This is a genomic window from Variovorax boronicumulans, assembly GCF_029892485.1.
GTDB lineage: Bacteria > Pseudomonadota > Gammaproteobacteria > Burkholderiales > Burkholderiaceae_C > Variovorax > Variovorax boronicumulans_B.
The window spans coordinates 124,527-144,666 of record NZ_JARXVG010000011.1; the positions used below are offsets into that span (position 1 = coordinate 124,527).

Here is a 20,140-nt window from a genome sequence, read left to right on the forward strand (position 1 = left end):
GATGGCGCTGCCGGCACTTTCTCTCTCGCTGCAGTTCGGGCGCTTCAAGGGCGTGGAGCGGCACCGCATCGCGCTCCCGCGCCACAGCGTCGCACGCTGCATCCGCCATGCGCTGGACATCGACGGCGAGATCACGGTGCGCATCGTCGATGCCGACGAGGGCCAGCGCCTGAACCGCGAGTTCCGCGGCAAGGACTACGCGACCAACGTGCTGACCTTCGACTATGCGCAGAGCCCGGTCGCGATGGCCGACCTGGTGCTGTGCGCCCCGGTGGTCGCGCGCGAGGCGACGGAACAGAGCAAGACGCTGGCCGCGCACTACGCGCACCTGCTGGTGCACGGCACGCTGCATGCGCAGGGCTGGGACCACGAGACCAGCGAAGCCGACGCCGACGAGATGGAGGCGTACGAAATCCAGATCCTCGCCGAGCTGGGCATACGCAATCCGTACGGCACGTAGCTGCCGCTACGCCGACATCTGCAGAGGGATCGTGACCGGCCCGTCGTTGAGCAGGTGCACCTGCATGTCGGCGCCGAACTCGCCGGTCGCCACCACCGGATGCGCGGCGCGCGCCTGTGCCACGAAGTACTCGTAGAGCCGCCGGCCCTCGTCGGGCGAAGCGGCCTGCGTGAAGCTGGGGCGGTTGCCGCCGCTCACATCGGCCGCCAGCGTGAACTGGCTCACCACCAGCAGCCCGCCACCGATGTCCTGCACGCTGCGGTTCATCTTGCCAGCGTCGTCCGAGAAGATGCGCAGCTTCAGGATCTTGGCAAGCATGCGGTCGGCGAGCGCATCGACGTCGCCGCGTTCCGCGCACAAGAGGATCAACAGGCCGGCATCGATGGTGCCGACGGTCTGGCCTGCAATGTCGACGCGTGCGTTCGCAACGCGCTGGAGGATGGCTTTCATGGCTGTTCGGTCTGTGTGGCGCGCGCTTCCATGGTCAGTGGCAGCAGTTGGATGGTGACGCGCAGGCCGGGCACGGCGTCCATCAGGGCCAGCTCCAGTTCGTCGCGCATGGCGGCGGCGTGCTGCAGGGTCCATTCGCCGGGCACATGCATGTGCAGGTCGGCAAAGCGGCGCTGGCCGGCGCGTCGCGTGACCATGTCGTCGAAGCGAAGCCCCGTGCCTGCGGGCAGGCGCGCGGCGAAGGCATCGAGCGTGGCCTGCACGGTGGCGAGCGTCTCGGGGTCGAGGGCTTCGTCCATGAGGCCCTGCGACGAGCGCCACACCAGCTTGACGCCCTCGCGCACGATGTTGAGCGCCACGCCAATGGCCAGCAGCGGATCGAGCCAGAGCCAGCCGCTGAAATGCACCGCGACGATGCCGACCACGACGGCGGCGGAGGTCCACACGTCGGTCATCAGGTGGCGGCCGTCGGCCTCCAGCGCGATGGAGCGATGCAGGCGCGCCGCACGGAACAGCACCACCGCCAGCGCCGCATTGAGGCCCGAGCTGAACACCGACAGCGCCAGGCCCCAGCCCAGTTGCTCCAGCGGCTCGGGCGACAGCAGCCTCTGCACCGACACCCACAGGATCGCCACCGCGGCGCCGACGATCAGGATGCCCTCGAAGCCGGAGGAGAAGTACTCGGCCTTGTGATGGCCGTAGGGATGGTCGTCGTCGGCCGGACGCTCGGCGATGGTCACCATTGCCAACGCAAACATGGCACTGGCAAGATTGACGAACGACTCCATGGCGTCGGAGATCAGGCCCATCGAATTCGTCATGTACCCTGCGAGCCCCTTGAGCACGATGGTGACAAGGGCAACGGCCACGGAAATGCGCAGGAGCGCCTTGGGAGTGAGCGTCATGGGCGGGGTAGAAGGCTTATAGGCAAAAGACGACGGAAAAAGCGGCAAAAGGCCGCAAGATGGCGCTGAATTATCTGAGCAGTGTCCATGTGTAACGCCTTCGGCCTAATATTTGTGACTATTGCGAAACAGTGTTCGCCGACAACTCGGAACAATGAAAAACTTCTTGAACATTCTGGGTGGCCTCACCCTGCTGGGCGCCACCATGATGGCCCAGGCCCAAGTCCAGACGCCGCCCGCAGCCGCGCCAGCCGCTCCGGTTGCCGAGTTGCAGGCCGGTTTCGTGAAGTCGGTGCGCGGCAACGTGCAACTGCTCAGCGCCGCAGGCACCTCGCGCACCGCCGCCGCAGGCGATGCGCTGAGTTCCGTGGACCGCATCGTGACCGGCCCCGACTCCTCGGCCGCAGTGGTCCTGCGCGATGACACGACCCTGATCGTCGGTCCTTCGTCGCGCATGGACCTGAAGGAATTCCACTTCGATTCCACCACCCGCGACGGCGGCCTCCTGATTTCGCTGTTGCGCGGCTCGATGCGCATGATCACCGGCCTCATCGGCAAGACGAACCCCGACGCCGTGCGGGTCGAGACGCAAACAGCCACCATCGGCATTCGCGGCACCGACTTCATCGTTCAAACCGACGGAAAGCCATGATGACGACGACCTTGTCGCGCCGCCCGCTCCTTCTCGCATCCGCACTGATCACCGCGTTCCTCGCGGCCTGCTCGACGCCGGGCACCCGGGTGGTATTGCTGCCGCAGGCCGACGGGAAGCCTTCAGCCGTCGTGGTGCGCGTCAAGGATGGGGAAGAAGTCCTTTCGAAACCTTACCAGCGTGCAACGGCAGCGGTAGGCGCCAGCGGGGCGCCGGTGGTCGATCAGGCCGATGCAGCCAAGGTCCAGGCGGAAAACAAGCCCCTGTTCGACCTGCGCCCGCCCCCGCCACAGCGCTACACGGTGTTTTTCGAGGTCGGCGGTACCACGCTGACCCCGGCGTCGCAGCAGATCATGACCGAGGCGCTGGCCGCGGCGTTGGCGCGCAGCGGCGGCGACATCGTGGTGACCGGCCATACCGACACCAAGGGCACCGGCGAATCGAATGACCAGTTGTCGCGCCGCCGGGCGCAGGAAGTGGTCCAGTTGTTCGTCGAGCGGCAATTTCCGGCCAACCGCGTCGAGGCCGTGGGCCGCGGCGAGCGCGACCTGGCCGTGCCGACCGCCGACGAGGTGGACGAGCCACGCAACCGGCGCGTCACCATCGAAGTCCGCTGAACGCGGCAGTTCAGCTCAGCGTCACGCGCGCGAATTTGCGCTTGCCGACCTGCACCACGTAGCTGCCCGCGGGCAGCTTCAGCCCCTTGTCGCTGATCACGACCGAATCGACGCGCACGCCGCCGCCGTCGATCAGGCGATTGCCATCCCCGGCTGAAGACGCCAGGTTGGCCTGCTTGAGCAGTTGGCCGATGCCCAGCGGCGCGCCGCCCAGCGATACCTCGGGAATCTCGTCCGGCACGCCGCCCTTGCTGCGGTTGATGAAGTCCCGCTCCGCGGTCTCGGCAGCCGCCGCGCTGTGGAAACGCGTAGTGATCTCCTTGGCCAGCGCGACCTTCGCGTCCTTCGGATTGCGGCCGCCGGCGATTTCGGCCTTCAGGACCTCGATCTGCTCCAGCGACTGGAAGCTCAAGAGCGTGTACCAGCGCCACATCAGGTCGTCGGAAATCGACAGCACCTTGGCAAACATGGTGTTGGCGTCCTCGCTGATGCCGATGTAGTTGTTCTTGCTCTTGGACATCTTCTCGACGCCGTCGAGCCCTTCCAGCAGCGGCATAGTAAGTATGCACTGCGGTTCCTGGCCATACTCCTGCTGGAGATGGCGGCCGACGAGCAAATTGAACTTCTGGTCGGTGCCACCCAGTTCGAGGTCGCTCTTGAGCGCCACAGAGTCGTAGCCCTGCATCAGCGGGTAGAGGAATTCGTGCACCGAAATCGACTGGCCGGCCTTGAAGCGCTTGCTGAAGTCGTCCCGCTCCATCATCCGGGCGACCGTGTACTTGGCGGCCAGCTGGATCATTCCGCGGGCACCCAGGGGGTCGCTCCATTCGGAGTTGTAGCGAATCTCGGTCTTCTCGGGGTCCAGCACCAGGCTGGCCTGCTTGTAGTAAGTCTGGGCGTTGGCCTCGATCTGCTCCCGGGTGAGCGGCGGTCGGGTGTTGTTGCGGCCCGAAGGGTCGCCGATCGTGCTGGTGAAGTCGCCGATCAGGAAGATCACCCGGTGCCCCAGGTCCTGGAGCTGGCGCATCTTGTTGAGCACCACGGTGTGGCCGATATGGATATCCGGGGCGGTCGGATCGAGCCCCAGCTTGATGCGCAGCGGCGTTCCGGTCGCCTCGGAGCGCTGGAGCTTGCGCACCCACTCGTCCTGCGGCAGCAGCTCGTCAGCCCCACGGAGGGATATTTCGAGCGCACGTCCTACACTATTTGAGAGGCTGGTGGATGTAACAGATTCGGCGTTCATGGGCTTTTTTGGCTGACTTTTGGATGGCCGAAGCTATACTGGCCCGACTTTTCAAGCGCCGGATTCTAAGCGGCGCTTTTTTCCGCACCGTCTCCTGCCGCCCTGAACGCACTGGGCCTTGCAGTACGGATTTGCAGAACCTGAGCTGGAATTCAAAGATTGATCAACGGCATTCTTGCCGCCGAGGAGCTTCTCGCTTCTCGCGTGGCCTATACGTTCCGAACCTACCCCAAGCAGATCACCGCCGTCATCGCGGCGGCCCTGCTGAGCGCCGGCACCCTCGCGGTGGCCTCGCTGGGCCCTGACGCTTCCGACCTTCCGGTCCACCAGATCCTCGAAGCCACCGCGCCCGTCTCTTTTGCAGACCAGAGCGCGTCGCTCGAGAACTTCAGCTTCACGCTGTTTCGCACCGACATCACCCGTTCGAGCGACACGGCCGAAGCCCTGTTGAAGCGACTGGGCATTTCCGATCCCGCGGCCACGGCCTTCGTGCGCGGCAGCGGCGAAGCCCGCAATGCGCTGTTCGCCCGCGCCGGCCGCACCATCACGGCCGAGGCCACGCAGGAAAACCAGCTCCAGAAGCTCAGCGCCCGCTGGATTCCCGACGGCGACGGCGGCTTCAAGCGCTTCGTCATCGAGCGCACCCCGGTCGGCTTCGTCGCCCTCACCGAACGCGATTCGCTGACGCCGGGCACCCGCCTGGCCAGCGGCACCATCCGCACCTCGCTGTTCGCCGCCACCGACGACGCACGCATTCCCGACGCCGTGGCGAGCCAGCTGGCCGACATCTTTGCAGGCGACGTCGACGTGCGCGCGCTGCGCAAGGGCGACCGCTTCGCCGTGGTCTACGAGACCTTCGAAGCCGACGGCCAGGCGCTGCGCAGCGGCCGCGTGCTCTCGGCCGAGTTCGAGAACAACGGCAAGATCCACCAGGCCGTCTGGTTCCAGCCCCCGGGCGCGGGCCAGAAGGGCAGCTACTACCGCCCGAACGGCGACAGCCTGCGCAAGGCCTACCTGGCGACGCCGGTCGAGTTCTCTCGCGTGTCCAGCGGTTTCGCGATGCGCATGCATCCGATCCTGAACAGCTGGCGCCAGCACAACGGCATCGACTACGCAGCGCCCACCGGCACCTCGGTGCGCACGGTCGGCGACGGCACGGTCGATTTCGCGGGCACGCAGAGCGGCTACGGCAACATCGTCATCATCAATCACCGCAACAACCAGCAGACGGCCTATGCGCACCTGAGCCGCATCGACGTCAAGGCCGGCCAGAGCGTGAGCCAGGGCCAGGCGATCGGCGCCGTGGGCTCCACGGGCTGGGCCACCGGTCCGCACCTGCACTTCGAATTCCGCGTGGGCGGCGTCTACCAGGACCCGGCTTCCATTGCGCAGGAAGGCGGCGCCCCCATCACCGCGGCCCTGCGCCCGGCCTTCGAGCGGATGGCCATCGGCGCCCGCGCCGAGCTGGCGGCAGCCTTCTCCGTCATCCAGGCCAGCGCGGACTGAATGCCCGCAGCCGCAGCCCTCTCTTGACCTGATCCGGAGATGGCTGCCGAACTTTTCATCGGCCTGATGTCGGGCACCTCGCTCGACGGCGTCGACGGCGTGCTTGCCGATTTCTCCAGCGGGCGCATCGCGGTGAAGGCCTACGCCACCGCCGAGTTTCCCGTGGCCCTGCGCGCGGAGCTCATGGCGCTCAACACCCCCGGCGACAACGAACTGCATCGCGCGGCCCTGGCCGGCAACGGACTCGCCCGCGCCTATGCCGGCGTGGTGCATCAATTGCTGGCCGACAGCGGCATCGCCGCCGGAGCGGTCACCGCCATCGGTGCGCACGGACAGACGGTGCGCCACCGGCCGCTGGAGTTCGACGACGTCGGCTACACCCTGCAGATCAACAACCCCTCGCTGCTGGCCGAGCTGACCGGCATCGACGTGGTCGGCGACTTCCGAAGCCGCGATCTCGCCGCCGGCGGCCAGGGCGCGCCGCTGGTGCCGGCGTTCCACCGCGCCCTGTTCGCGCGCGCCGACGAAACCGTCGCGGTGCTGAACATCGGCGGCATTTCGAACCTGAGCCTGCTTCCGGCCACCAATGCGCCCGACGGCGCCATCGTGCTCGGCTTCGACTGCGGGCCCGGCAACGCATTGATGGACCACTGGTGCCAGACCTACCAGGGCCAGCCCTTCGACCGCGGCGGCCAATGGGCGGCCAGCGGCCAGGTGCTGCCCCAGCTGCTCGCGCAATTGCAGGCCGAAGCTTATTTCGCCAAGGCGCCGCCGAAAAGCACGGGCCGCGATCTGTTCAATCCGACCTGGCTGGCCTCGCACCTCGGCACCACGGCCATGGCACCGGCCGACGTGCAGGCCACGCTGACGGAGTTGACGGCCAGCGCCTGTGCCGCAGATCTCGTCAACTACGGAAAAGACAGCAAGCTGCTGATCGTCTGCGGCGGTGGCGCGCTGAACGACCATCTGCTCGCACGCCTTCGCGCGCTGCTTCCCGGCGTGCAGGTGGTGGCATCGACCGACCAAAGCCTTCCGCCGCAGCAGGTCGAGGCCGCGGCGTTCGCCTGGCTTGCGCGCAGTACGGTCCGGCGCGAGGCGGGCAACCTGGCCAGCGTGACCGGGGCGCGTGGCGCACGCGTGCTGGGCGCCATCTACCCGGCCTGAAGGCCCTTCCGAGCCTCAACCCTGGCCGGAGACCTCCGGGTGGGCGGGCTGGGCCGCCCGGACCTCCGCAGGAAGATGCCAGAAGATCAGCGCAGATGCCACCGTGATCAGGCCCATGCTCGCAAAAGTGGCCTGAAAGGCGTCGAGCGTCTGGACTGCCGTCTCGGCGCCGAAGATCCCGTTGTAGCCCGCCAGTACGGCACCCGCGGCGGCCACGCCCAGGCTCATTGCCAGCATCTGCACCATCGACAGCAGGCTGTTGCCGCTGCTGGCCATGCTGCCGTCCAGGTCCTTGAGCGTGATCGTGTTCATCGCGGTGAACTGCAGGGAATTGACCGCACCGAAGGCCAGCAGCTGCAGCACATGCAGGGCCATGGGCTGCCCGGGCGCCGTCAGGCCGAAGCTCGCCATCGTGCAGCCCACCAGCACCGTGTTGACCACCAGCACCTTGCGGTAGCCGTGGCGGGTGATCAGCGGCGTGGCAAAGCGCTTCATGGCCATGCCTGCCAGGGCGATCGGCAGCATCATCAGGCCCGCCTGCACCGGCGAATAGCCCATCGACACCTGCAGCAGCAAGGGCACGAGAAAAGGCATGCAGCTGCTGCCAAGGCGCGAGAACAGGTTGCCGATCAATCCGATGCTGAGCGTCGGCACGCTGAACAGCGAAGGCGCGAAAAGGGGCTCCGGCGTGCGCGCGGCGCGCAGCCAGTAGGCCACCACGCTGGCAAAGCCGAAGATCAGCACCACCATCACGCTGCCTTGGCGCAGGCCGAGTTCGGACACGCCATCGAGCGCCAGCGAGATCGCCACCATGCCGAAGGCCAGCATCGCGTAGCCCACGCTGTCGAAGCGTTTCTGGATGGCGCCACGCAGGTCCGGCATGTACTTGAGCGTGGCGATGCAGCCCGCCAGCCCCACCGGCACGTTGATCAGGAAGATCCAATGCCAGGAGGCGTACTGCACCAGCCAGCCGCCCAGCGTGGGGCCCAGCAAGGGGCCTATGAGCCCCGGGATCGCGACGAAGCTCATCGCCTGCAGGAATTCGCCGCGCGGCACCGTGCGCAGCAGCGCCAGCCGTCCCACAGGCAGCAGCAGCGCGCCGCCCAGCCCCTGCACCACCCGCGCGGCCACCAGTTGGCCCAGCCCCTGCGACAGCGCGCAAAGCACCGAACCGGCGGCGAACAGCACGATCGCCGAGAAAAAGATGCGCCGCGTGCCGAAGCGGTCTGCGATCCAGCCCGAGGCCGGGATCAGCATCGCCATCGTGAGCGCATAGGCCACCACCACCGACTGCATGCGCAGCGGGCTCACCTTCAGGCTCGCGGCCATGGCCGGCAGCGCGGTGTTGATGATGGTGGCGTCCAGCGTCTGCATGAAGAAGCCGACGGCCACGAGCCACAGCAGGCTCTTGCGGGAAGGATCGACGGCGGTGGCGGCTTCGGACGTCATGAAAGAAGAGGAAGGAGAGCGAAAATTGACGGGCAGCAAAAAGCCGCCCTGAGGCGGCTTTGTCGAAGGGGCCTTGTCAGAGGCATCCGGGTATCACGCCGAGAAGCTCGATCCGCAGCCGCAGGTGCTGGTGGCGTTCGGGTTCTTGATCACGAACTGGGCGCCCTGGAGGTCTTCCTTGTAGTCGATCTCGGCACCGACCAGGTACTGGTAGCTCATGGCATCGATCAGCAGCGACACACCATTCTTGGTCATGGTGGTGTCGTCTTCGTTGGTGATTTCATCGAAGGTGAAACCGTACTGGAAGCCGGAGCAACCGCCGCCCTGCACGAACACGCGCAGCTTCAGCTCGGGATTGCCTTCTTCGGCGATCAGGTCGGCCACCTTGGCTGCCGCGCTGTCGGTGAAGACGATCGGTTCGGGCATCTGGGTCTGGATGTTTTCGGCTACGGCGCTCATGAGAGATAACTCCTTGGGGGTGGCCGAACATTGCGGCCAAGGGAACGAATGCTACTGCAATGCCGCATTTCAGGCAGGCTGACTGTGGCGTGCACCCCAACGCAAGTGGGGTCGGATGCCGCATCCGCCAAGTACTGGCAACGAAAAAGCCGCCCGAAGGCGGCTTTGGGTTCGCAAGGAACAGGATCAGCGCTTGCTGAACTGCTTGCGACGACGGGCGGAGTGCAGACCGACCTTCTTACGCTCGACTTCACGCGCATCGCGCGTCACGAAGCCGGCTTGGCTCAGCACGGGCTTGAGCGTTGCGTCGTAGTCGATAAGGGCACGGGTGATGCCGTGGCGCGTTGCGCCGGCTTGACCCGATTCGCCGCCACCGTTCACGTTGACCATCACATCGAAAGCTTCGAGGTTGTTGGTCAGCGCCAGGGGCTGCTTGGCAATCATGATCGAGGTTTCGCGGCCGAAGAACTCTTGGATGTCCTTGCCGTTGACCGTGATCTTGCCGGTGCCTTTTTTCAGAAACACGCGGGCGACGCTGGATTTGCGACGGCCGGTGCCATTGTTCCATTCACCAATCATTCTCAAGGCTCCTTACAGTTCCAGCACTTTGGGCTGTTGGGCGGTATGCGGGTGCTCTGCGCCACCGTAGACCTTGAGTTTCTTGATCATCGCGTAGCCAAGCGGACCCTTGGGCAGCATGCCCTTGACGGCCTTTTCCAGGGCACGGCCCGGGAACTTGGATTGCATGTCGCGGAAGTTGGTGGCACTGATGCCGCCCGGGTAGCCCGAGTGACGGTAGTACACCTTGTCGATCGACTTGGCGCCGGTGACGCGCAGTTGCGCGGCGTTGATGATGACGATGAAGTCACCGGTATCGACGTGAGGCGTGTAAATGGCCTTGTGTTTGCCGCGCAAACGGAGAGCAACTTCGCTGGCTACTCGTCCGAGGACCTTGTCGGTCGCGTCAATCACAAACCACTCGTGCGTCACGTCAGCGGGCTTGGCGCTGAACGTTTTGGTCATGAGTTTTTCTCTTGAAAAGAGGGTTTGGCGAGCCCTTTTCCACGGTCGGCGTTCCTCTGATGGGAATCTCTTAGGTGGGGTTTCATTCGCCCCGCAAGACGGGTCGGATGCCTTCGCCGCGGGGCCACAAAAACGCTGCGAAGCCCGCGATTATATGAAGAATTGGACGATCTGGCCAATTTCCACCGTCGCCGGGCTTCGCGCGGGCCTGCCGCTGCGGTTCAGCGCGCCGGCGCGGCCACCGGGCTGGCCACGGCAACCCCGGTGTCGATCTTGCGAACCAGCGTGCCGGTGTCCAGGCTTTCGTCGCGGTGGCCGCTTCGGTCGTACAGGCGGTCTTCGCCGATGACCATCTGGATCCAGGTCGGGTACGTGTAGGCGGTGCCGGCGCTGTCGTCGACCGCCGCGCCGATCACGCCACCAGCCAGGACGAAATTGCCCAGGAAACCGATGTTGGGACGCGAGATCGCCTGGCCGGTAGCCACGCCTTGCCCGTCGACAGAACACTGGATCACGAGGTCGGCCCGCGAACGACGCACGCCGATGACACGGCCCGAGCGCATCTTCACCTTGGCCTTGTCGTTGACGGCCCTGCATCGCGCATCGGGGATGATCTCCCCCTTCTGCGACATGACGTCGACGCGCATCGGCTGATCGAGCCCCTGGCTGACTGCCGCGCAGCCTCCCAGGATCGACAAAATTCCCATCGTGGCCGCGAGGCCCCAAAATCGCCAGTTCAACGGACTCATTCTGTTTTCCCCTCGTTTTGTAATTTGATGTTACCGCAGCCTCGCTGGAGAGGCTGTTGCGCATCTGCCACCTATCCCGGAATCCCTCATGTTCAGTTACCGCCACGCCTTCCATGCCGGCAACCACGCCGACGTGCTCAAGCACACGGTGCTGATTGCCACGCTCGACCATCTGCTTGAAAAAGAGGCAGCCCTCACGGTCGTAGACACCCACGCCGGCGCCGGCCTGTACCGGCTCGATGGCGACTACGCCGACACCAGCGGCGAAGCGGCAGACGGCATCCTGCGGCTGCTCGCGCCCAAAAAAGAAACCGCTGCACCCGCGCCCGCTGCAAAGTCGGCCGCCAAGAAGGTGGCGCCCGAAACCGAAGCCCCCTTGGCCGATGCGATCGCGCGCTACCTCGGCGTGATCGCCGACTTCAACCCCAAGGGCGGCGCCCGCGTCTACCCCGGCTCGCCGTTCATCGTGCAGCACCTGCTGCGCGACCACGACAAGCTCAAGCTGTTCGAACTGCACCCGACTGACGCCCGCACGCTCGACGCCAACATCGCCCAGCTCGAAGCCGGCCGCCAGATCGCCGTGCTGCGCGAAGACGGCTTCGGCAGCGCCACCAAGTTCCTGCCGCCGCCGTCCCGCCGCGCGCTGGTGCTGATGGACCCCAGCTACGAGATCAAGAGCGACTACGGCCGCGTGCTCGACTTCGCGGCCGAGGCGCTCAAGCGCTTTGCCACGGGCACCTACGCCATCTGGTATCCGATCATTCCGCGGCCCGAGGCGCATGACCTGCCGCGCCGGCTCAAGACCATGGCGACCAAGGCCGGCAAGCCCTGGCTGCATGCCACGCTGACGGTTAAGTCGAGCAAGCTGACGGCCACGCCAGCCGGCGAGACCAAGCGGCCGGGCCTTCCGGCCAGCGGCATGTTCCTGATCAACCCGCCTTACACCTTGAAGCCGCTGCTCGCGGCCGCGCTGCCGCAACTGGCCGAGAAGCTGGCTCAGGACCGGCACGCCACCTTCTCGCTCGACAGCGGCGGCTGACCAGGCCCTTCAGCGGCGACGGCGCGGCGGCACGATCACCTTGCGCCGCTGCGGCACCGCAGCCTTGGCGCGATCGGCGCCCGGCGTCACCGGCGCCGCGGCCTCGCCCGGCTCCACGTCGACACCGGCGCAGCGCATGCCCCCGGGGCCGACGACCGACAGCGCCACCTGCTTGATCCCGAGCCCGATCAGGCCGATGCGGTCGGCCGCGGCCCGGCTCAGGTCGATCACGCGGCCTTGCGCATAGGGTCCGCGGTCGTTGATGCGCACCAGCACCTCGCTGCCGTTGACCAGGCTGCGCACGCAGACGCGCGTTCCGAACGGCAGGGTCTTGTGGGCGGCCGTCAGGGCCGACATGTCGAAGCGCTCGCCGCTCGCCGTCTTGCGCTGGTGGAACTGGATGCCGTACCACGACGCCCCGCCGCGCTCGAAGATCTCGCGCGGGCCGTCGTCGCCGGGCACGCCGTCGTCCGGCGTCAGTTCGCCGGTGCCGGACACCGCGAGGTCATAGCGCACCGATGGCACGCTCGACCGCGCCGAAGTGCCCGCCGGAACGGCGAGCCCCGGCGTCAGCGGCTGCAGGCGCGAGCCCGCAGCCGCACCCGGATCGGCACCGCCGCCTTCGGTCGCGGGCGGCATGGCGCAGCCCGCGAGCACGCAGGTGGCTGCGAGGAGCGCGAGGCGAAGCCCCGCGCGCAGCGCCGACCCTGCCGTGCGCCCTCTCAATCGAGGCGCTCCAGCACAGCCAGCGTCGCCGCCGACTGGTTCATCGTGTAGAAGTGGATCGCGGGCGCGCCGCCGTCGCGCAGCCGCGCGCAGAGGTCGGTCACCACGTCCAGGCCGAAGGCCTTGATCGATGCGGTGTCGTCGCCGAAGCCCTGCAGGCGCAGGCGGATCCAGCGCGGGATCTCGGCCCCACAGGCGTCCGAAAAGCGCATCAGCTGCGTCGAGCTCGTGATGGGCATGATGCCCGGCACGATCGGCGTGTCGATGCCGAGCTTGCGCACGTCGTCGACGAAACGGAAGTAGGCCTCGGGGCTGAAGAAATACTGCGTGATGGCCGAATCGGCCCCAGCCTTCACCTTGGCGGCAAAAGCCTGCAGGTCGGCCTCGGGCGAGCGTGCCTGCGGATGCACTTCGGGGTAGCAGGCCACCTCGATGTGGAAGTCGTTGCCCGTTTCCTCGCGGATGAAGGCCACCAGATCGCTTGCGTAGTGGAACTCCCCGCCGATGCCGTAGCCGCTCGGCAGGTCGCCGCGCAAGGCCACGAGGCGCTTGACGCCCATCGCCTTCAGTTCAGCCAATTGCTCGCGCACCGTGGCGCGCGTGGCGCCGATGCACGAGAAATGACTGGCGGCATCGACGCCCTCGTTCAGGATCTCCTGCACCGCACCGAAGGTACCCTGGTGCGTGGAACCACCGGCCCCGTAGGTGACCGAGCAGAACTGGGGCTTGCGCACATACAGCTGCTGGCGCACCGCACGCAGCTTGACCGCGCCTTCGGGCGTCTTGGTCGGGAAGAATTCGAAACTCAGCGGAAGGCGCACCTGCGTCTCCTTAGGAACCGTCGCCGGCCTTGGCAGCGCGAACGGCGTGAATGAAAAACTCGCGGTTGCCGTCGCCCCCGGCGATCGGGCTGTCGAACCATCGCAGCACGTGCAACTCGAGCGCCGCGCACGCATCGCGCAGGCGCTTCTCGACGATCTCGTACATCGCCGCGTCGCGCACGATGCCGCCCTTGCCGACCTGGCCCGGCTGCAGTTCGAACTGCGGCTTGACCAGCATCAGCAGCTGGCCGTCGTCGGCCAGGAACTCGACGACCGCCGGCAGCACCAGCGTCAGCGAGATGAAGGACAGGTCGCCGACGATCAGATCGAAGCGCAGGTCGAAAGGCGCGTCGCCTTCTTCCTGCAGATTGTCGGGCGACAGCGCCCGCGCATTGACACCTTCGATGGCGACCACGCGCTCGTCCTCGCGCAACTTCGCATGCAGTTGGCCATGGCCGACATCGACGCCCACGACCTTCGTCGCGCCGCGTTGCAGCAGGCAATCGGTGAAGCCGCCGGTCGACTGGCCAACATCGAGGCACAGCTTGCCGGCGGGGTCCACACCGCTCACCGCCAGTGCGCCTTCGAGCTTGAGCCCGCCGCGCGAGACATAGCGCGCCTCGGCCGCATCGTCGAGTTCGAGCTCGGCGGACTCGGGCACTTCGTCCTTGTTCTTGACGACCGAGCGCCATGCGTCGCTCGTGCCCGCATCGCGCCAGCGCATGCCGCCGGCGATCAGCCGCACGGCCTGCGAACGCGACGCGGCGAGGCCGCGTTCCACCAACAGTTGATCGGCGCGCATGGACGCTTTAGTAGCGGTACGTGTCCGGCTTGTACGGGCCGTTCTTGCTCACGCCGATGTAGGCGGCCTGGGCGTCGGTCAGCTCGGTCAGCATGGCGCCGACCTTCTTCAGGTGCAGGCGCGCGACCTTTTCGTCGAGGTGCTTGGGCAGCACGTAGACCTTGCCGGCCTGGTAGGCGTCGGGCTTGGTGAAGAGCTCGATCTGCGCGATGGTCTGGTTCGCGAACGACGAGGACATCACGAAGCTCGGGTGGCCCGTGCCGCAGCCCAGGTTCACCAGGCGGCCCTTGGCCAGCAGGATGATCTTCTTGCCGTCCGGGAAGGTGATGTGGTCGACCTGCGGCTTGATTTCTTCCCACTCGTACTTCTCGATCGAAGCGACGTCGATCTCGTTGTCGAAGTGGCCGATGTTGCAGACGATGGCCTGGTCCTTCATCTTGGCCATGGTGTCGTGCGTGATGACGTCCTTGTTGCCGGTGGTCGTCACGAAGATGTCGGCCTTGTCGGCGGCGTATTCCATCGTCACGACCTTGTAGCCTTCCATCGCGGCCTGCAGGGCATTGATCGGGTCGATTTCGGTCACCCACACCTGGGCGCTGAGGGCGCGCAGTGCCTGGGCCGAGCCCTTGCCCACGTCACCGTAGCCGGCCACGCAGGCCACCTTGCCGGCGATCATCACGTCGGTCGCGCGCTTGATGCCGTCCACCAGCGATTCGCGGCAGCCGTACAGGTTGTCGAACTTGCTCTTGGTGACCGAGTCGTTCACGTTGATGGCGCGGAACAGCAGCGTGCCCTTGGCGCTCATCTCGTTCAGGCGGTGCACGCCGGTGGTGGTTTCTTCGGTCACGCCGATGATCTCGGCGGACTTGCGGGTGTACCAGGTCGAATCGACGGCCAGCTTGGCCTTGATCGCGGCGAAGAGGATGCGTTCTTCCTCGCTGCCCGGATTGGCCAGGACGCTCTGGTCCTTCTCGGCGCGCTGGCCCAGGTGCATCAGCAGCGTGGCGTCGCCGCCGTCGTCCAGGATCATGTTCGGGCCTTCGCCCTTCGAACCCTTGGGACCGAAGTCGAAGATGGCGTGGGTGTAGTCCCAGTAGTCCTTGAGCGACTCGCCCTTGATCGCGAACACCGGCGTGCCCGAAGCGGCAATGGCGGCGGCGGCGTGGTCCTGCGTCGAGAAGATGTTGCACGAGGCCCAGCGCACGGTCGCGCCCAGGGCTTGCAGCGTCTCGATCAGCACGGCCGTCTGGATGGTCATGTGCAGCGAGCCCGTGATGCGCGCGCCCTTGAGCGGCTGCGCCTTCGAGAACTCTTCGCGAATGGCCATCAGGCCGGGCATTTCGGTTTCCGCGATGCGGATTTCCTTGCGGCCCCAGGCGGCAAGGGACAGGTCGGCGATTGCCTGGTCGGCGGTGGAAACGGGCGTGGGCTTGAGAACAGCGCTCATGAGAACTCCAAAACTGGTTTGAAAGATGCCACTGCGTACGGGGAAAAAACTCACCGCGAGAACAGCGGGTGAGCGTGGTTGCGATGTGGTCCGAGCCTCACGCCTGACGGCGCTGCAACGCTCCTCGGAACGGCGGATTGTAGACGGGGTGTCCGGGCGAGCAAACCGCTGGGGTATCCCGCATGGCGGGAAGCACGTTTCATTTTCGAGGCGTACATTGATCCGCACTCCAACACCAAGACCTTCTTCATGCTCTCCAGAATCCCCTCGACCCTGCTGGCCTCGGCCGCCCTTCTTGCCGCCATGGCCGCGCCGGTCATCGCCTCTGCGCAGGCCGCATCCGAACAAGTCCGCATCCGCGGCACCATCGTGCGCGTCGATGCCAGCACCCTTGTCGTGCAGGACCGCGGCGGCGAGGTCGTCAGCCTTGCACGACCGGCCGACATGCAGCTGTCGGAGGTCTACCGCATCAAGCTCGCCGACATCAAGCAGGGCAGCTTCATCGGCACCGCGGCCATGCCGCAGGCCGACGGCACGCAGAAGGCGCTCGAAGTCGTGGTGTTCCCCGAAGCCGCGCGCGGCACCGGCGAAGGCCACCGCCCGTGGGACCTGATGCCGCAGAGCACCATGACCAATGCCACCGTCGCCGACCTGGCCGCGGCGCCGAAGTCGGTGCGCGGCGGGCAGCAGCTGCGCCTGACCTACAAGGGCGGCGAGAAGACCGTCATCGTGCCGCCCGACGTGCCGGTCGTGACCTTCCGTCCCGGCACCGAGTCGTTGCTGGTGCCGGGCGCCAAGGTGCTGGTCAATGCACAGGAAAAGAACGGCACGCCCACGGCGCTGCGCGTGACGGCCGGGCGCGACGGCTTCGCGCCGCCGATGTAGGCGATGTAAGGCAAGTCACCCAAGGGAAATCCCGCAGGCATTTTTGTCGCCGCGGGTTCCTTGGCCGTGCCGGTGCGGCGTATCGTGGCGAGGGACTTTTGCCGTCCGGCCGGTCCTCGTTTGCCATTCACCCGTTCACCCGACACAGGAGATACCGCACCATGGCCACTGCCAAGAAAGCCGCCGCCAAGAAGACCACTGCCAGCAGTAGCGGCAGCACCAAGGCGGCGGGCCCCAGCGCCGCCGACATGCTCAACCCGATGAAGAACCTCAAGGGCATGACCGACCGCTTGCAGGAACTCAACCTGACCGGCGGCGCGGGCAAGCTGCTCGAGAGCGGCCGCAAGGACCTGCAGGCGTTGATGCAGGCCAACGAAAAGTCCTACCAGGGCCTGCAGACCGTGGTGCAGCGGCAGACCGAAATGATCAAGAGCGCCATTGCCGAATGGCAGACGGCCGCCAAGGAAATGCCCGGCAATGACGCCAAGGCCAACCTCGCCAAGCTCGACGAGCTCGGCCGCCAATCGTTCCAGCGCGCCATCGACGACATCAAGGAGCTGGCCAATCTCGCGGCCAAGTCGCAGGCCGATGCCTTCGACGTGGTGCGCCAGCGCATCCAGTCCAACGTGGACGAAGTGACCAAGATGCTGCAGCGCAAGTAGGCGGAAAAGAACGCGCGCAATGACCACCGTCCCACATCCCATCGAGCGGCGCAGGCCCGTCAACGGCGTTGAAATCGCGTGGGACAGCTTCGGCGATCCCGCCGCGCCGCCGCTCATCCTGATCATGGGCCTCGGCGCCCAGATGGTGGCCTGGGACAACGCGTTCTGCGCCCGCCTGGCCGAAGCCGGCGGGCACCGCGTGATCCGCTTCGACAACCGCGACATCGGCCATTCGACGCACCTGTCGCACCTGGGCGTCCCCGACATCCAGGCGTTGATGCTGCAGGCCATGGCGGGCAAGCCGCTCGCGGTGCCCTACACCTTGTGCGACATGGCCAACGATTGCATCGGCCTGCTCGACGCGCTCGACATCGACCGCGCGCACATCGTGGGCGCCTCGATGGGCGGTGCCATCGGGCAAGAGATGGCCATCCATCATCCTGAGCGCATGCGCTCCTTCACCAGCATCATGTCGACCACCGGCAACCCGGCGCTCCCGCCGCCCACGCCCGAGGCGATGGCGGTGCTGTTCTCGCCGACGCCGCTGACCTTCGACGCCTACCTGCCGCACTACAGGAAGGTCTGGCGCGTGCTGCGCGGCCCCGACTTTCCGCTCGACGAGGCACGCGATACCGAACGCGCGCAGCTCACCTTCCTGCGCGGGCTCAACCCGGGCGGCGTGGCGCGCCAGCTGGCGGCGATCCTCGCTTCAGGCAACCGCAAGCCCGCGCTGCGCGATGTGCGCGTGCCCACGCTGGTGATCCACGGCGATGCCGATCCGCTGGTGCCGGTAGCCTGTGGCGTGGACGTGGCCGATGCGATCGCCGGCGCGCAGCTGCTGCGCATTCCGCGCATGGGCCATGCGCTGCCGATCTCGATGTGGCCGCAGATCATCGATGCCATCGCCGCGCACACCGGGCAGCTTCGCGACCATTGATCGACCATTGACGACGGGGCTTCAGTCCATGAACAAGTTCTCTCCCCTCGACCCGATGGCCATGTGGCGCGAGCTCACGGCCCAATGGGAAAAGAGCACCAACGAATTCGCCAACGAGACCATGGCCTCGGACCCGTTCCGCCAGGGCATGCACGGCGGCATGAACGCATCGCTCACCGCGCAGAAGGGGTTGGGCGACCTGATGGCGCGCTACCTCACGATGCTGAACCTGCCCACGCGCGCCGACATCCAGGCACTGGGCGAGCAACTGCAAAGCATCGACGATCACCTGGCGAACATCAGCCGCGCCATGGAAAGCGGACGCACTCCAGCTGCATCTTCAGCCGCCCCTGCGCCGCCCCAGCCGCGCCGCACGAAGAAGCCCCCGCAGGCTGAGGCAGCCGCTCCGGCTCCTGCCGCCCCGAAGCGCACCGCCGGAAAGCGCGCACGATGAATGCCATCGCCGATGCACTGGCCCTGCCCGACATCGGCGCGGAGATCGAGCGCGCGATCCAGCGCAACCTCAAGGGCCTCGAGTTCCTGACCTCGGCCGCGCCCGCCATGGGACAGACGGCCAGGGACGAAATCCACCGCCGCGGCACGCTGAGCCTGTACCACTACCGCCCGCTGGTCGACGAGATCTACCGCGTGCCGCTCCTGATCGTCATGGCGACCACGAACCGCGGCTACATCCTGGACCTCGCGCCGGGCCAGAGCATGGTCGAGCACCTGCTGCTGAAGGGCTACGACGTCTACATGGTGGACTGGAACGCGCCGCGTCCCCAGGAAAAGCAGCTGCGCATCGAGGATTACGTGCTCGACTTCATCCCGATTCGCTGCGGCGCGTGCAGGAGCGCTCCGGAGAGGAAGACGTCACGCTCCTCGGCTACTGCATGGGCGGCGTGCTCTCCACGCTGTATGCGGCGCTGCACCCCGACGGGCCGGTGAAGAACCTCGCGCTCTTCACCACGCCTGTCGATTTCAGCCGCATGAAGCTCTTCCATGCGTGGTCGGATCGCCGCTACTTCGACGTCGACCGGCTCATCGACACCGTGGGCAACGTGCCGCCCGAGATGCTGTTCGCCTCGTTCGACATGCTGCGCCCCGCGGGCCGCAGCGCGGGCGTGGTGCAGCTCTGGGACAACATGGCCAACGACGAGTTCGTCAAGTCGTACCGCATGTTCGACCGCTGGGGCGCCGAGATGCTGCCGCTGGCCGGCGAGTACTTCCGCCAGACCGTGAAGGATCTGATGTGGGACAACAAGCTCTTCAGGGGTGAACTGGTCCTGGGCGGCCGCAAGGTGCTGCTCAAGAACATCAGGGTGCCGGTGCTGCATGCGCTCGCGCAGCACGACCACATCGTTCCGTACGAAGCGGGCCAGCCGCTCATCGCCGGCATCGGCTCGGCCGACAAGGAAGAAGTGGTGCTCAAGGGCGGCCATGTGAGCCTGGCCGCGGGCGCCAACGCGGTGCGCCGGCTCTGGCCCAAACTCGACGACTGGCTTGGAGTGCGCTCGACATGACCATCACCGTTGCATCTTCTTCCCGCGCCTATCCGCGCACCGTGGCGAACGGCGACGGCAACATCGAGTTGCGCCTGATGACCGCTTACGACGCGGCCGCGGTGCTGGCTTTCGCGCAGGCGCTGCCGGCGCACGACCTGCTCTTCCTGCCGCGCGACATCACCGAGCCCAAGGTGATGGGCGCCTGGGTCCGCGCCATCGAGCGCGGCGACATCGACAGCGTGCTCGCGCTGCGCGAGGGCGCGGTGCTCGGCTGCGCGGCGGTGATCCGCGACCCGCATTCCTGGTCGGGCCACGTGGCCGAGCTGCGCGTGCTGGTGGCGCCCGCGCTGCGTGGCAGCGGGCTGGGACAGCAGCTCGCGCAGGAAGGCTGCGCGCTGGCGGTCGAACGCGGGCAGGAAAAAATCGTGGCGCAGATGACGGTCGACCAGCGCGGCGCCATCGCCGTGTTCCAGGCCCTGGGCTTCCGGCCCGAGGCGCTCTTGAGCAAGCATGTGAAGGACCGGCAAGGCCAGTCCCACGACCTCGTGGTGCTGAGCAACGACGTGGCGCAGTTCGAGGCGCAGATGCGGGCGTATGGAGTGGCGGAGGCGTTTTAGGCCCCCGGATGCGCCTTGGCGG

The 20,140-nt window shown here is 66.6% G+C and carries 25 protein-coding genes and 1 riboswitch; of the genes, 13 read left to right on the forward strand and 12 right to left on the reverse strand.

The window, feature by feature from the left end:
• The first annotated feature begins 1 nt into the window (after position 1).
• Positions 2 to 460 (forward strand): rRNA maturation RNase YbeY, encoded by a 459-nt coding sequence (gene ybeY / locus M2282_RS23495; protein WP_280811178.1) that lies wholly within the window; start codon positions 2 to 4, stop codon positions 458 to 460.
• 6 nt (positions 461 to 466) lie between these two features.
• On the opposite strand, the gene dtd is transcribed toward ybeY, so the two are convergent.
• Together dtd and M2282_RS23505 are read right to left on the reverse strand one after the other, a co-directional pair.
• Positions 467 to 910, reverse strand: a complete 444-nt coding sequence (dtd, locus tag M2282_RS23500; RefSeq protein ID WP_280811179.1) for a D-aminoacyl-tRNA deacylase — start codon at positions 908 to 910, stop codon at positions 467 to 469.
• The gene (locus tag M2282_RS23505; protein ID WP_280811180.1) at positions 907 to 1,815 is read right to left on the reverse strand and encodes a cation diffusion facilitator family transporter; all 909 of its coding nucleotides are present in this window, start codon (positions 1,813 to 1,815) and stop codon (positions 907 to 909) included. The genes dtd and M2282_RS23505 overlap by 4 nt, the downstream gene beginning before the upstream one ends.
• A gap of 154 nt (positions 1,816 to 1,969) precedes the next feature.
• Here M2282_RS23505 and M2282_RS23510 point away from each other — a divergent pair, with 154 nt between their 5' ends.
• Positions 1,970 to 2,467, forward strand: a complete 498-nt coding sequence (locus tag M2282_RS23510; RefSeq protein WP_432422934.1) for a FecR family protein — start codon at positions 1,970 to 1,972, stop codon at positions 2,465 to 2,467.
• Complete coding sequence (locus M2282_RS23515; protein ID WP_432422935.1) at positions 2,464 to 3,084, forward strand: OmpA family protein; 621 nt, start codon at positions 2,464 to 2,466, stop codon at positions 3,082 to 3,084. The genes M2282_RS23510 and M2282_RS23515 overlap by 4 nt, the downstream gene beginning before the upstream one ends.
• Positions 3,085 to 3,094: 10 nt before the next feature.
• On the opposite strand, the gene tyrS is transcribed toward M2282_RS23515, so the two are convergent.
• Positions 3,095 to 4,327, reverse strand: a complete 1,233-nt coding sequence (gene tyrS / locus M2282_RS23520) for a tyrosine--tRNA ligase (RefSeq protein WP_280811182.1) — start codon at positions 4,325 to 4,327, stop codon at positions 3,095 to 3,097.
• A 159-nt stretch (positions 4,328 to 4,486) separates the two neighbouring features.
• Here tyrS and M2282_RS23525 point away from each other — a divergent pair, with 159 nt between their 5' ends.
• Both M2282_RS23525 and M2282_RS23530 read left to right on the forward strand, forming a co-directional pair.
• Positions 4,487 to 5,833 (forward strand): M23 family metallopeptidase, encoded by a 1,347-nt coding sequence (locus M2282_RS23525; RefSeq protein ID WP_280811183.1) that lies wholly within the window; start codon positions 4,487 to 4,489, stop codon positions 5,831 to 5,833.
• A 39-nt stretch (positions 5,834 to 5,872) separates the two neighbouring features.
• Positions 5,873 to 6,997 carry an anhydro-N-acetylmuramic acid kinase gene (locus tag M2282_RS23530; RefSeq protein ID WP_280811184.1) on the forward strand — a complete coding sequence of 375 codons (1,125 nt, stop codon included), beginning with the start codon at positions 5,873 to 5,875 and terminating at the stop codon, positions 6,995 to 6,997.
• 15 nt (positions 6,998 to 7,012) lie between these two features.
• On the opposite strand, the gene mdtD is transcribed toward M2282_RS23530, so the two are convergent.
• The 5 genes from mdtD to M2282_RS23555 form a co-directional block, all read right to left on the reverse strand.
• Positions 7,013 to 8,446 carry a multidrug transporter subunit MdtD gene (gene mdtD / locus M2282_RS23535; protein WP_280811186.1) on the reverse strand — a complete coding sequence of 478 codons (1,434 nt, stop codon included), beginning with the start codon at positions 8,444 to 8,446 and terminating at the stop codon, positions 7,013 to 7,015.
• A 93-nt stretch (positions 8,447 to 8,539) separates the two neighbouring features.
• Entirely contained in the window at positions 8,540 to 8,905 is a 366-nt protein-coding gene (gene erpA, locus M2282_RS23540; protein WP_013543663.1) for an iron-sulfur cluster insertion protein ErpA, read from the reverse strand.
• A 186-nt stretch (positions 8,906 to 9,091) separates the two neighbouring features.
• The gene (rpsI, locus tag M2282_RS23545; protein WP_007827948.1) at positions 9,092 to 9,484 is read right to left on the reverse strand and encodes a 30S ribosomal protein S9; all 393 of its coding nucleotides are present in this window, start codon (positions 9,482 to 9,484) and stop codon (positions 9,092 to 9,094) included.
• A gap of 12 nt (positions 9,485 to 9,496) precedes the next feature.
• Positions 9,497 to 9,928 (reverse strand): 50S ribosomal protein L13, encoded by a 432-nt coding sequence (rplM, locus tag M2282_RS23550; RefSeq protein ID WP_013543664.1) that lies wholly within the window; start codon positions 9,926 to 9,928, stop codon positions 9,497 to 9,499.
• A 221-nt stretch (positions 9,929 to 10,149) separates the two neighbouring features.
• Positions 10,150 to 10,668: a hypothetical protein gene (locus M2282_RS23555; protein ID WP_280811187.1), complete on the reverse strand. Its 519-nt coding sequence runs from the start codon at positions 10,666 to 10,668 to the stop codon at positions 10,150 to 10,152.
• Between the two features lie 97 nt (positions 10,669 to 10,765).
• Between M2282_RS23555 and M2282_RS23560 the strand changes: the two genes are divergently transcribed.
• Positions 10,766 to 11,716, forward strand: a complete 951-nt coding sequence (locus M2282_RS23560; RefSeq protein ID WP_280811188.1) for a 23S rRNA (adenine(2030)-N(6))-methyltransferase RlmJ — start codon at positions 10,766 to 10,768, stop codon at positions 11,714 to 11,716.
• Positions 11,717 to 11,725: 9 nt separating this feature from the next.
• On the opposite strand, the gene M2282_RS23565 is transcribed toward M2282_RS23560, so the two are convergent.
• The 4 genes from M2282_RS23565 to ahcY form a co-directional block, all read right to left on the reverse strand.
• On the reverse strand, positions 11,726 to 12,355 hold the full coding sequence (locus M2282_RS23565) for a septal ring lytic transglycosylase RlpA family protein (RefSeq protein WP_280811291.1): 630 nt from the start codon (positions 12,353 to 12,355) through the stop codon (positions 11,726 to 11,728).
• Positions 12,356 to 12,438: 83 nt separating this feature from the next.
• The gene (gene metF / locus M2282_RS23570) at positions 12,439 to 13,263 is read right to left on the reverse strand and encodes a methylenetetrahydrofolate reductase [NAD(P)H] (protein WP_280811189.1); all 825 of its coding nucleotides are present in this window, start codon (positions 13,261 to 13,263) and stop codon (positions 12,439 to 12,441) included.
• A 10-nt stretch (positions 13,264 to 13,273) separates the two neighbouring features.
• Positions 13,274 to 14,065, reverse strand: a complete 792-nt coding sequence (locus M2282_RS23575; protein WP_280811190.1) for a TlyA family RNA methyltransferase — start codon at positions 14,063 to 14,065, stop codon at positions 13,274 to 13,276.
• Positions 14,066 to 14,072: 7 nt separating this feature from the next.
• Complete coding sequence (gene ahcY, locus M2282_RS23580; RefSeq protein WP_280811191.1) at positions 14,073 to 15,512, reverse strand: adenosylhomocysteinase; 1,440 nt, start codon at positions 15,510 to 15,512, stop codon at positions 14,073 to 14,075.
• Positions 15,513 to 15,575: 63 nt separating this feature from the next.
• A riboswitch (S-adenosyl-L-homocysteine riboswitch) is annotated at positions 15,576 to 15,644 on the reverse strand.
• A 117-nt stretch (positions 15,645 to 15,761) separates the two neighbouring features.
• Here ahcY and M2282_RS23585 point away from each other — a divergent pair.
• From M2282_RS23585 to M2282_RS23615, 7 genes are all read left to right on the forward strand, one after another.
• A complete protein-coding gene (locus tag M2282_RS23585) occupies positions 15,762 to 16,397 on the forward strand; it encodes a hypothetical protein (protein ID WP_280811192.1) in 636 nt (211 codons plus the stop codon).
• Between the two features lie 161 nt (positions 16,398 to 16,558).
• A complete protein-coding gene (gene phaP / locus M2282_RS23590) occupies positions 16,559 to 17,059 on the forward strand; it encodes a TIGR01841 family phasin (protein ID WP_280811193.1) in 501 nt (166 codons plus the stop codon).
• A 19-nt stretch (positions 17,060 to 17,078) separates the two neighbouring features.
• Positions 17,079 to 17,996, forward strand: a complete 918-nt coding sequence (locus M2282_RS23595; RefSeq protein WP_280811194.1) for an alpha/beta fold hydrolase — start codon at positions 17,079 to 17,081, stop codon at positions 17,994 to 17,996.
• 28 nt (positions 17,997 to 18,024) lie between these two features.
• A complete protein-coding gene (locus M2282_RS23600) occupies positions 18,025 to 18,450 on the forward strand; it encodes a hypothetical protein (RefSeq protein WP_280811195.1) in 426 nt (141 codons plus the stop codon).
• Positions 18,447 to 18,944, forward strand: coding sequence for a hypothetical protein (locus M2282_RS23605; RefSeq protein ID WP_280811196.1), 498 nt, complete (start codon positions 18,447 to 18,449; stop codon positions 18,942 to 18,944). The genes M2282_RS23600 and M2282_RS23605 overlap by 4 nt, the downstream gene beginning before the upstream one ends.
• Positions 18,842 to 19,519: an alpha/beta fold hydrolase gene (locus tag M2282_RS23610; RefSeq protein WP_280811197.1), complete on the forward strand. Its 678-nt coding sequence runs from the start codon at positions 18,842 to 18,844 to the stop codon at positions 19,517 to 19,519. Before M2282_RS23605 ends, M2282_RS23610 begins: the two co-directional genes overlap by 103 nt.
• The gene (locus tag M2282_RS23615; protein WP_280811198.1) at positions 19,516 to 20,118 is read left to right on the forward strand and encodes a GNAT family N-acetyltransferase; all 603 of its coding nucleotides are present in this window, start codon (positions 19,516 to 19,518) and stop codon (positions 20,116 to 20,118) included. Before M2282_RS23610 ends, M2282_RS23615 begins: the two co-directional genes overlap by 4 nt.
• Positions 20,119 to 20,140: the final 22 nt, after the last annotated feature.

Bases quoted from the DNA above. Each gene is read 5' to 3' on its own strand.
- M2282_RS23615 (WP_280811198.1), top strand. From the start codon at position 19,516: ATGACCATCACCGTTGCATCTTCTTCCCGCGCCTATCCGCGCACCGTG.
- tyrS (WP_280811182.1), bottom strand. From the start codon at position 4,327: ATGAACGCCGAATCTGTTACATCCACCAGCCTCTCAAATAGTGTAGGA.
- M2282_RS23600 (WP_280811195.1), top strand. From the start codon at position 18,025: ATGAACAAGTTCTCTCCCCTCGACCCGATGGCCATGTGGCGCGAGCTC.
- erpA (WP_013543663.1), bottom strand. From the start codon at position 8,905: ATGAGCGCCGTAGCCGAAAACATCCAGACCCAGATGCCCGAACCGATC.
- rplM (WP_013543664.1), bottom strand. From the start codon at position 9,928: ATGACCAAAACGTTCAGCGCCAAGCCCGCTGACGTGACGCACGAGTGG.
- M2282_RS23585 (WP_280811192.1), top strand. From the start codon at position 15,762: ATGCTCTCCAGAATCCCCTCGACCCTGCTGGCCTCGGCCGCCCTTCTT.
- rpsI (WP_007827948.1), bottom strand. From the start codon at position 9,484: ATGATTGGTGAATGGAACAATGGCACCGGCCGTCGCAAATCCAGCGTC.
- M2282_RS23595 (WP_280811194.1), top strand. From the start codon at position 17,079: ATGACCACCGTCCCACATCCCATCGAGCGGCGCAGGCCCGTCAACGGC.
- M2282_RS23510 (WP_432422934.1), top strand. From the start codon at position 1,970: ATGAAAAACTTCTTGAACATTCTGGGTGGCCTCACCCTGCTGGGCGCC.
- M2282_RS23515 (WP_432422935.1), top strand. From the start codon at position 2,464: ATGATGACGACGACCTTGTCGCGCCGCCCGCTCCTTCTCGCATCCGCA.
- M2282_RS23505 (WP_280811180.1), bottom strand. From the start codon at position 1,815: ATGACGCTCACTCCCAAGGCGCTCCTGCGCATTTCCGTGGCCGTTGCC.
- phaP (WP_280811193.1), top strand. From the start codon at position 16,559: ATGGCCACTGCCAAGAAAGCCGCCGCCAAGAAGACCACTGCCAGCAGT.
- M2282_RS23575 (WP_280811190.1), bottom strand. From the start codon at position 14,065: ATGCGCGCCGATCAACTGTTGGTGGAACGCGGCCTCGCCGCGTCGCGT.
- dtd (WP_280811179.1), bottom strand. From the start codon at position 910: ATGAAAGCCATCCTCCAGCGCGTTGCGAACGCACGCGTCGACATTGCA.
- ybeY (WP_280811178.1), top strand. From the start codon at position 2: ATGGCGCTGCCGGCACTTTCTCTCTCGCTGCAGTTCGGGCGCTTCAAG.
- M2282_RS23605 (WP_280811196.1), top strand. From the start codon at position 18,447: ATGAATGCCATCGCCGATGCACTGGCCCTGCCCGACATCGGCGCGGAG.
- mdtD (WP_280811186.1), bottom strand. From the start codon at position 8,446: ATGACGTCCGAAGCCGCCACCGCCGTCGATCCTTCCCGCAAGAGCCTG.
- ahcY (WP_280811191.1), bottom strand. From the start codon at position 15,512: ATGAGCGCTGTTCTCAAGCCCACGCCCGTTTCCACCGCCGACCAGGCA.
- M2282_RS23560 (WP_280811188.1), top strand. From the start codon at position 10,766: ATGTTCAGTTACCGCCACGCCTTCCATGCCGGCAACCACGCCGACGTG.
- M2282_RS23565 (WP_280811291.1), bottom strand. From the start codon at position 12,355: ATGCCGCCCGCGACCGAAGGCGGCGGTGCCGATCCGGGTGCGGCTGCG.
- M2282_RS23530 (WP_280811184.1), top strand. From the start codon at position 5,873: ATGGCTGCCGAACTTTTCATCGGCCTGATGTCGGGCACCTCGCTCGAC.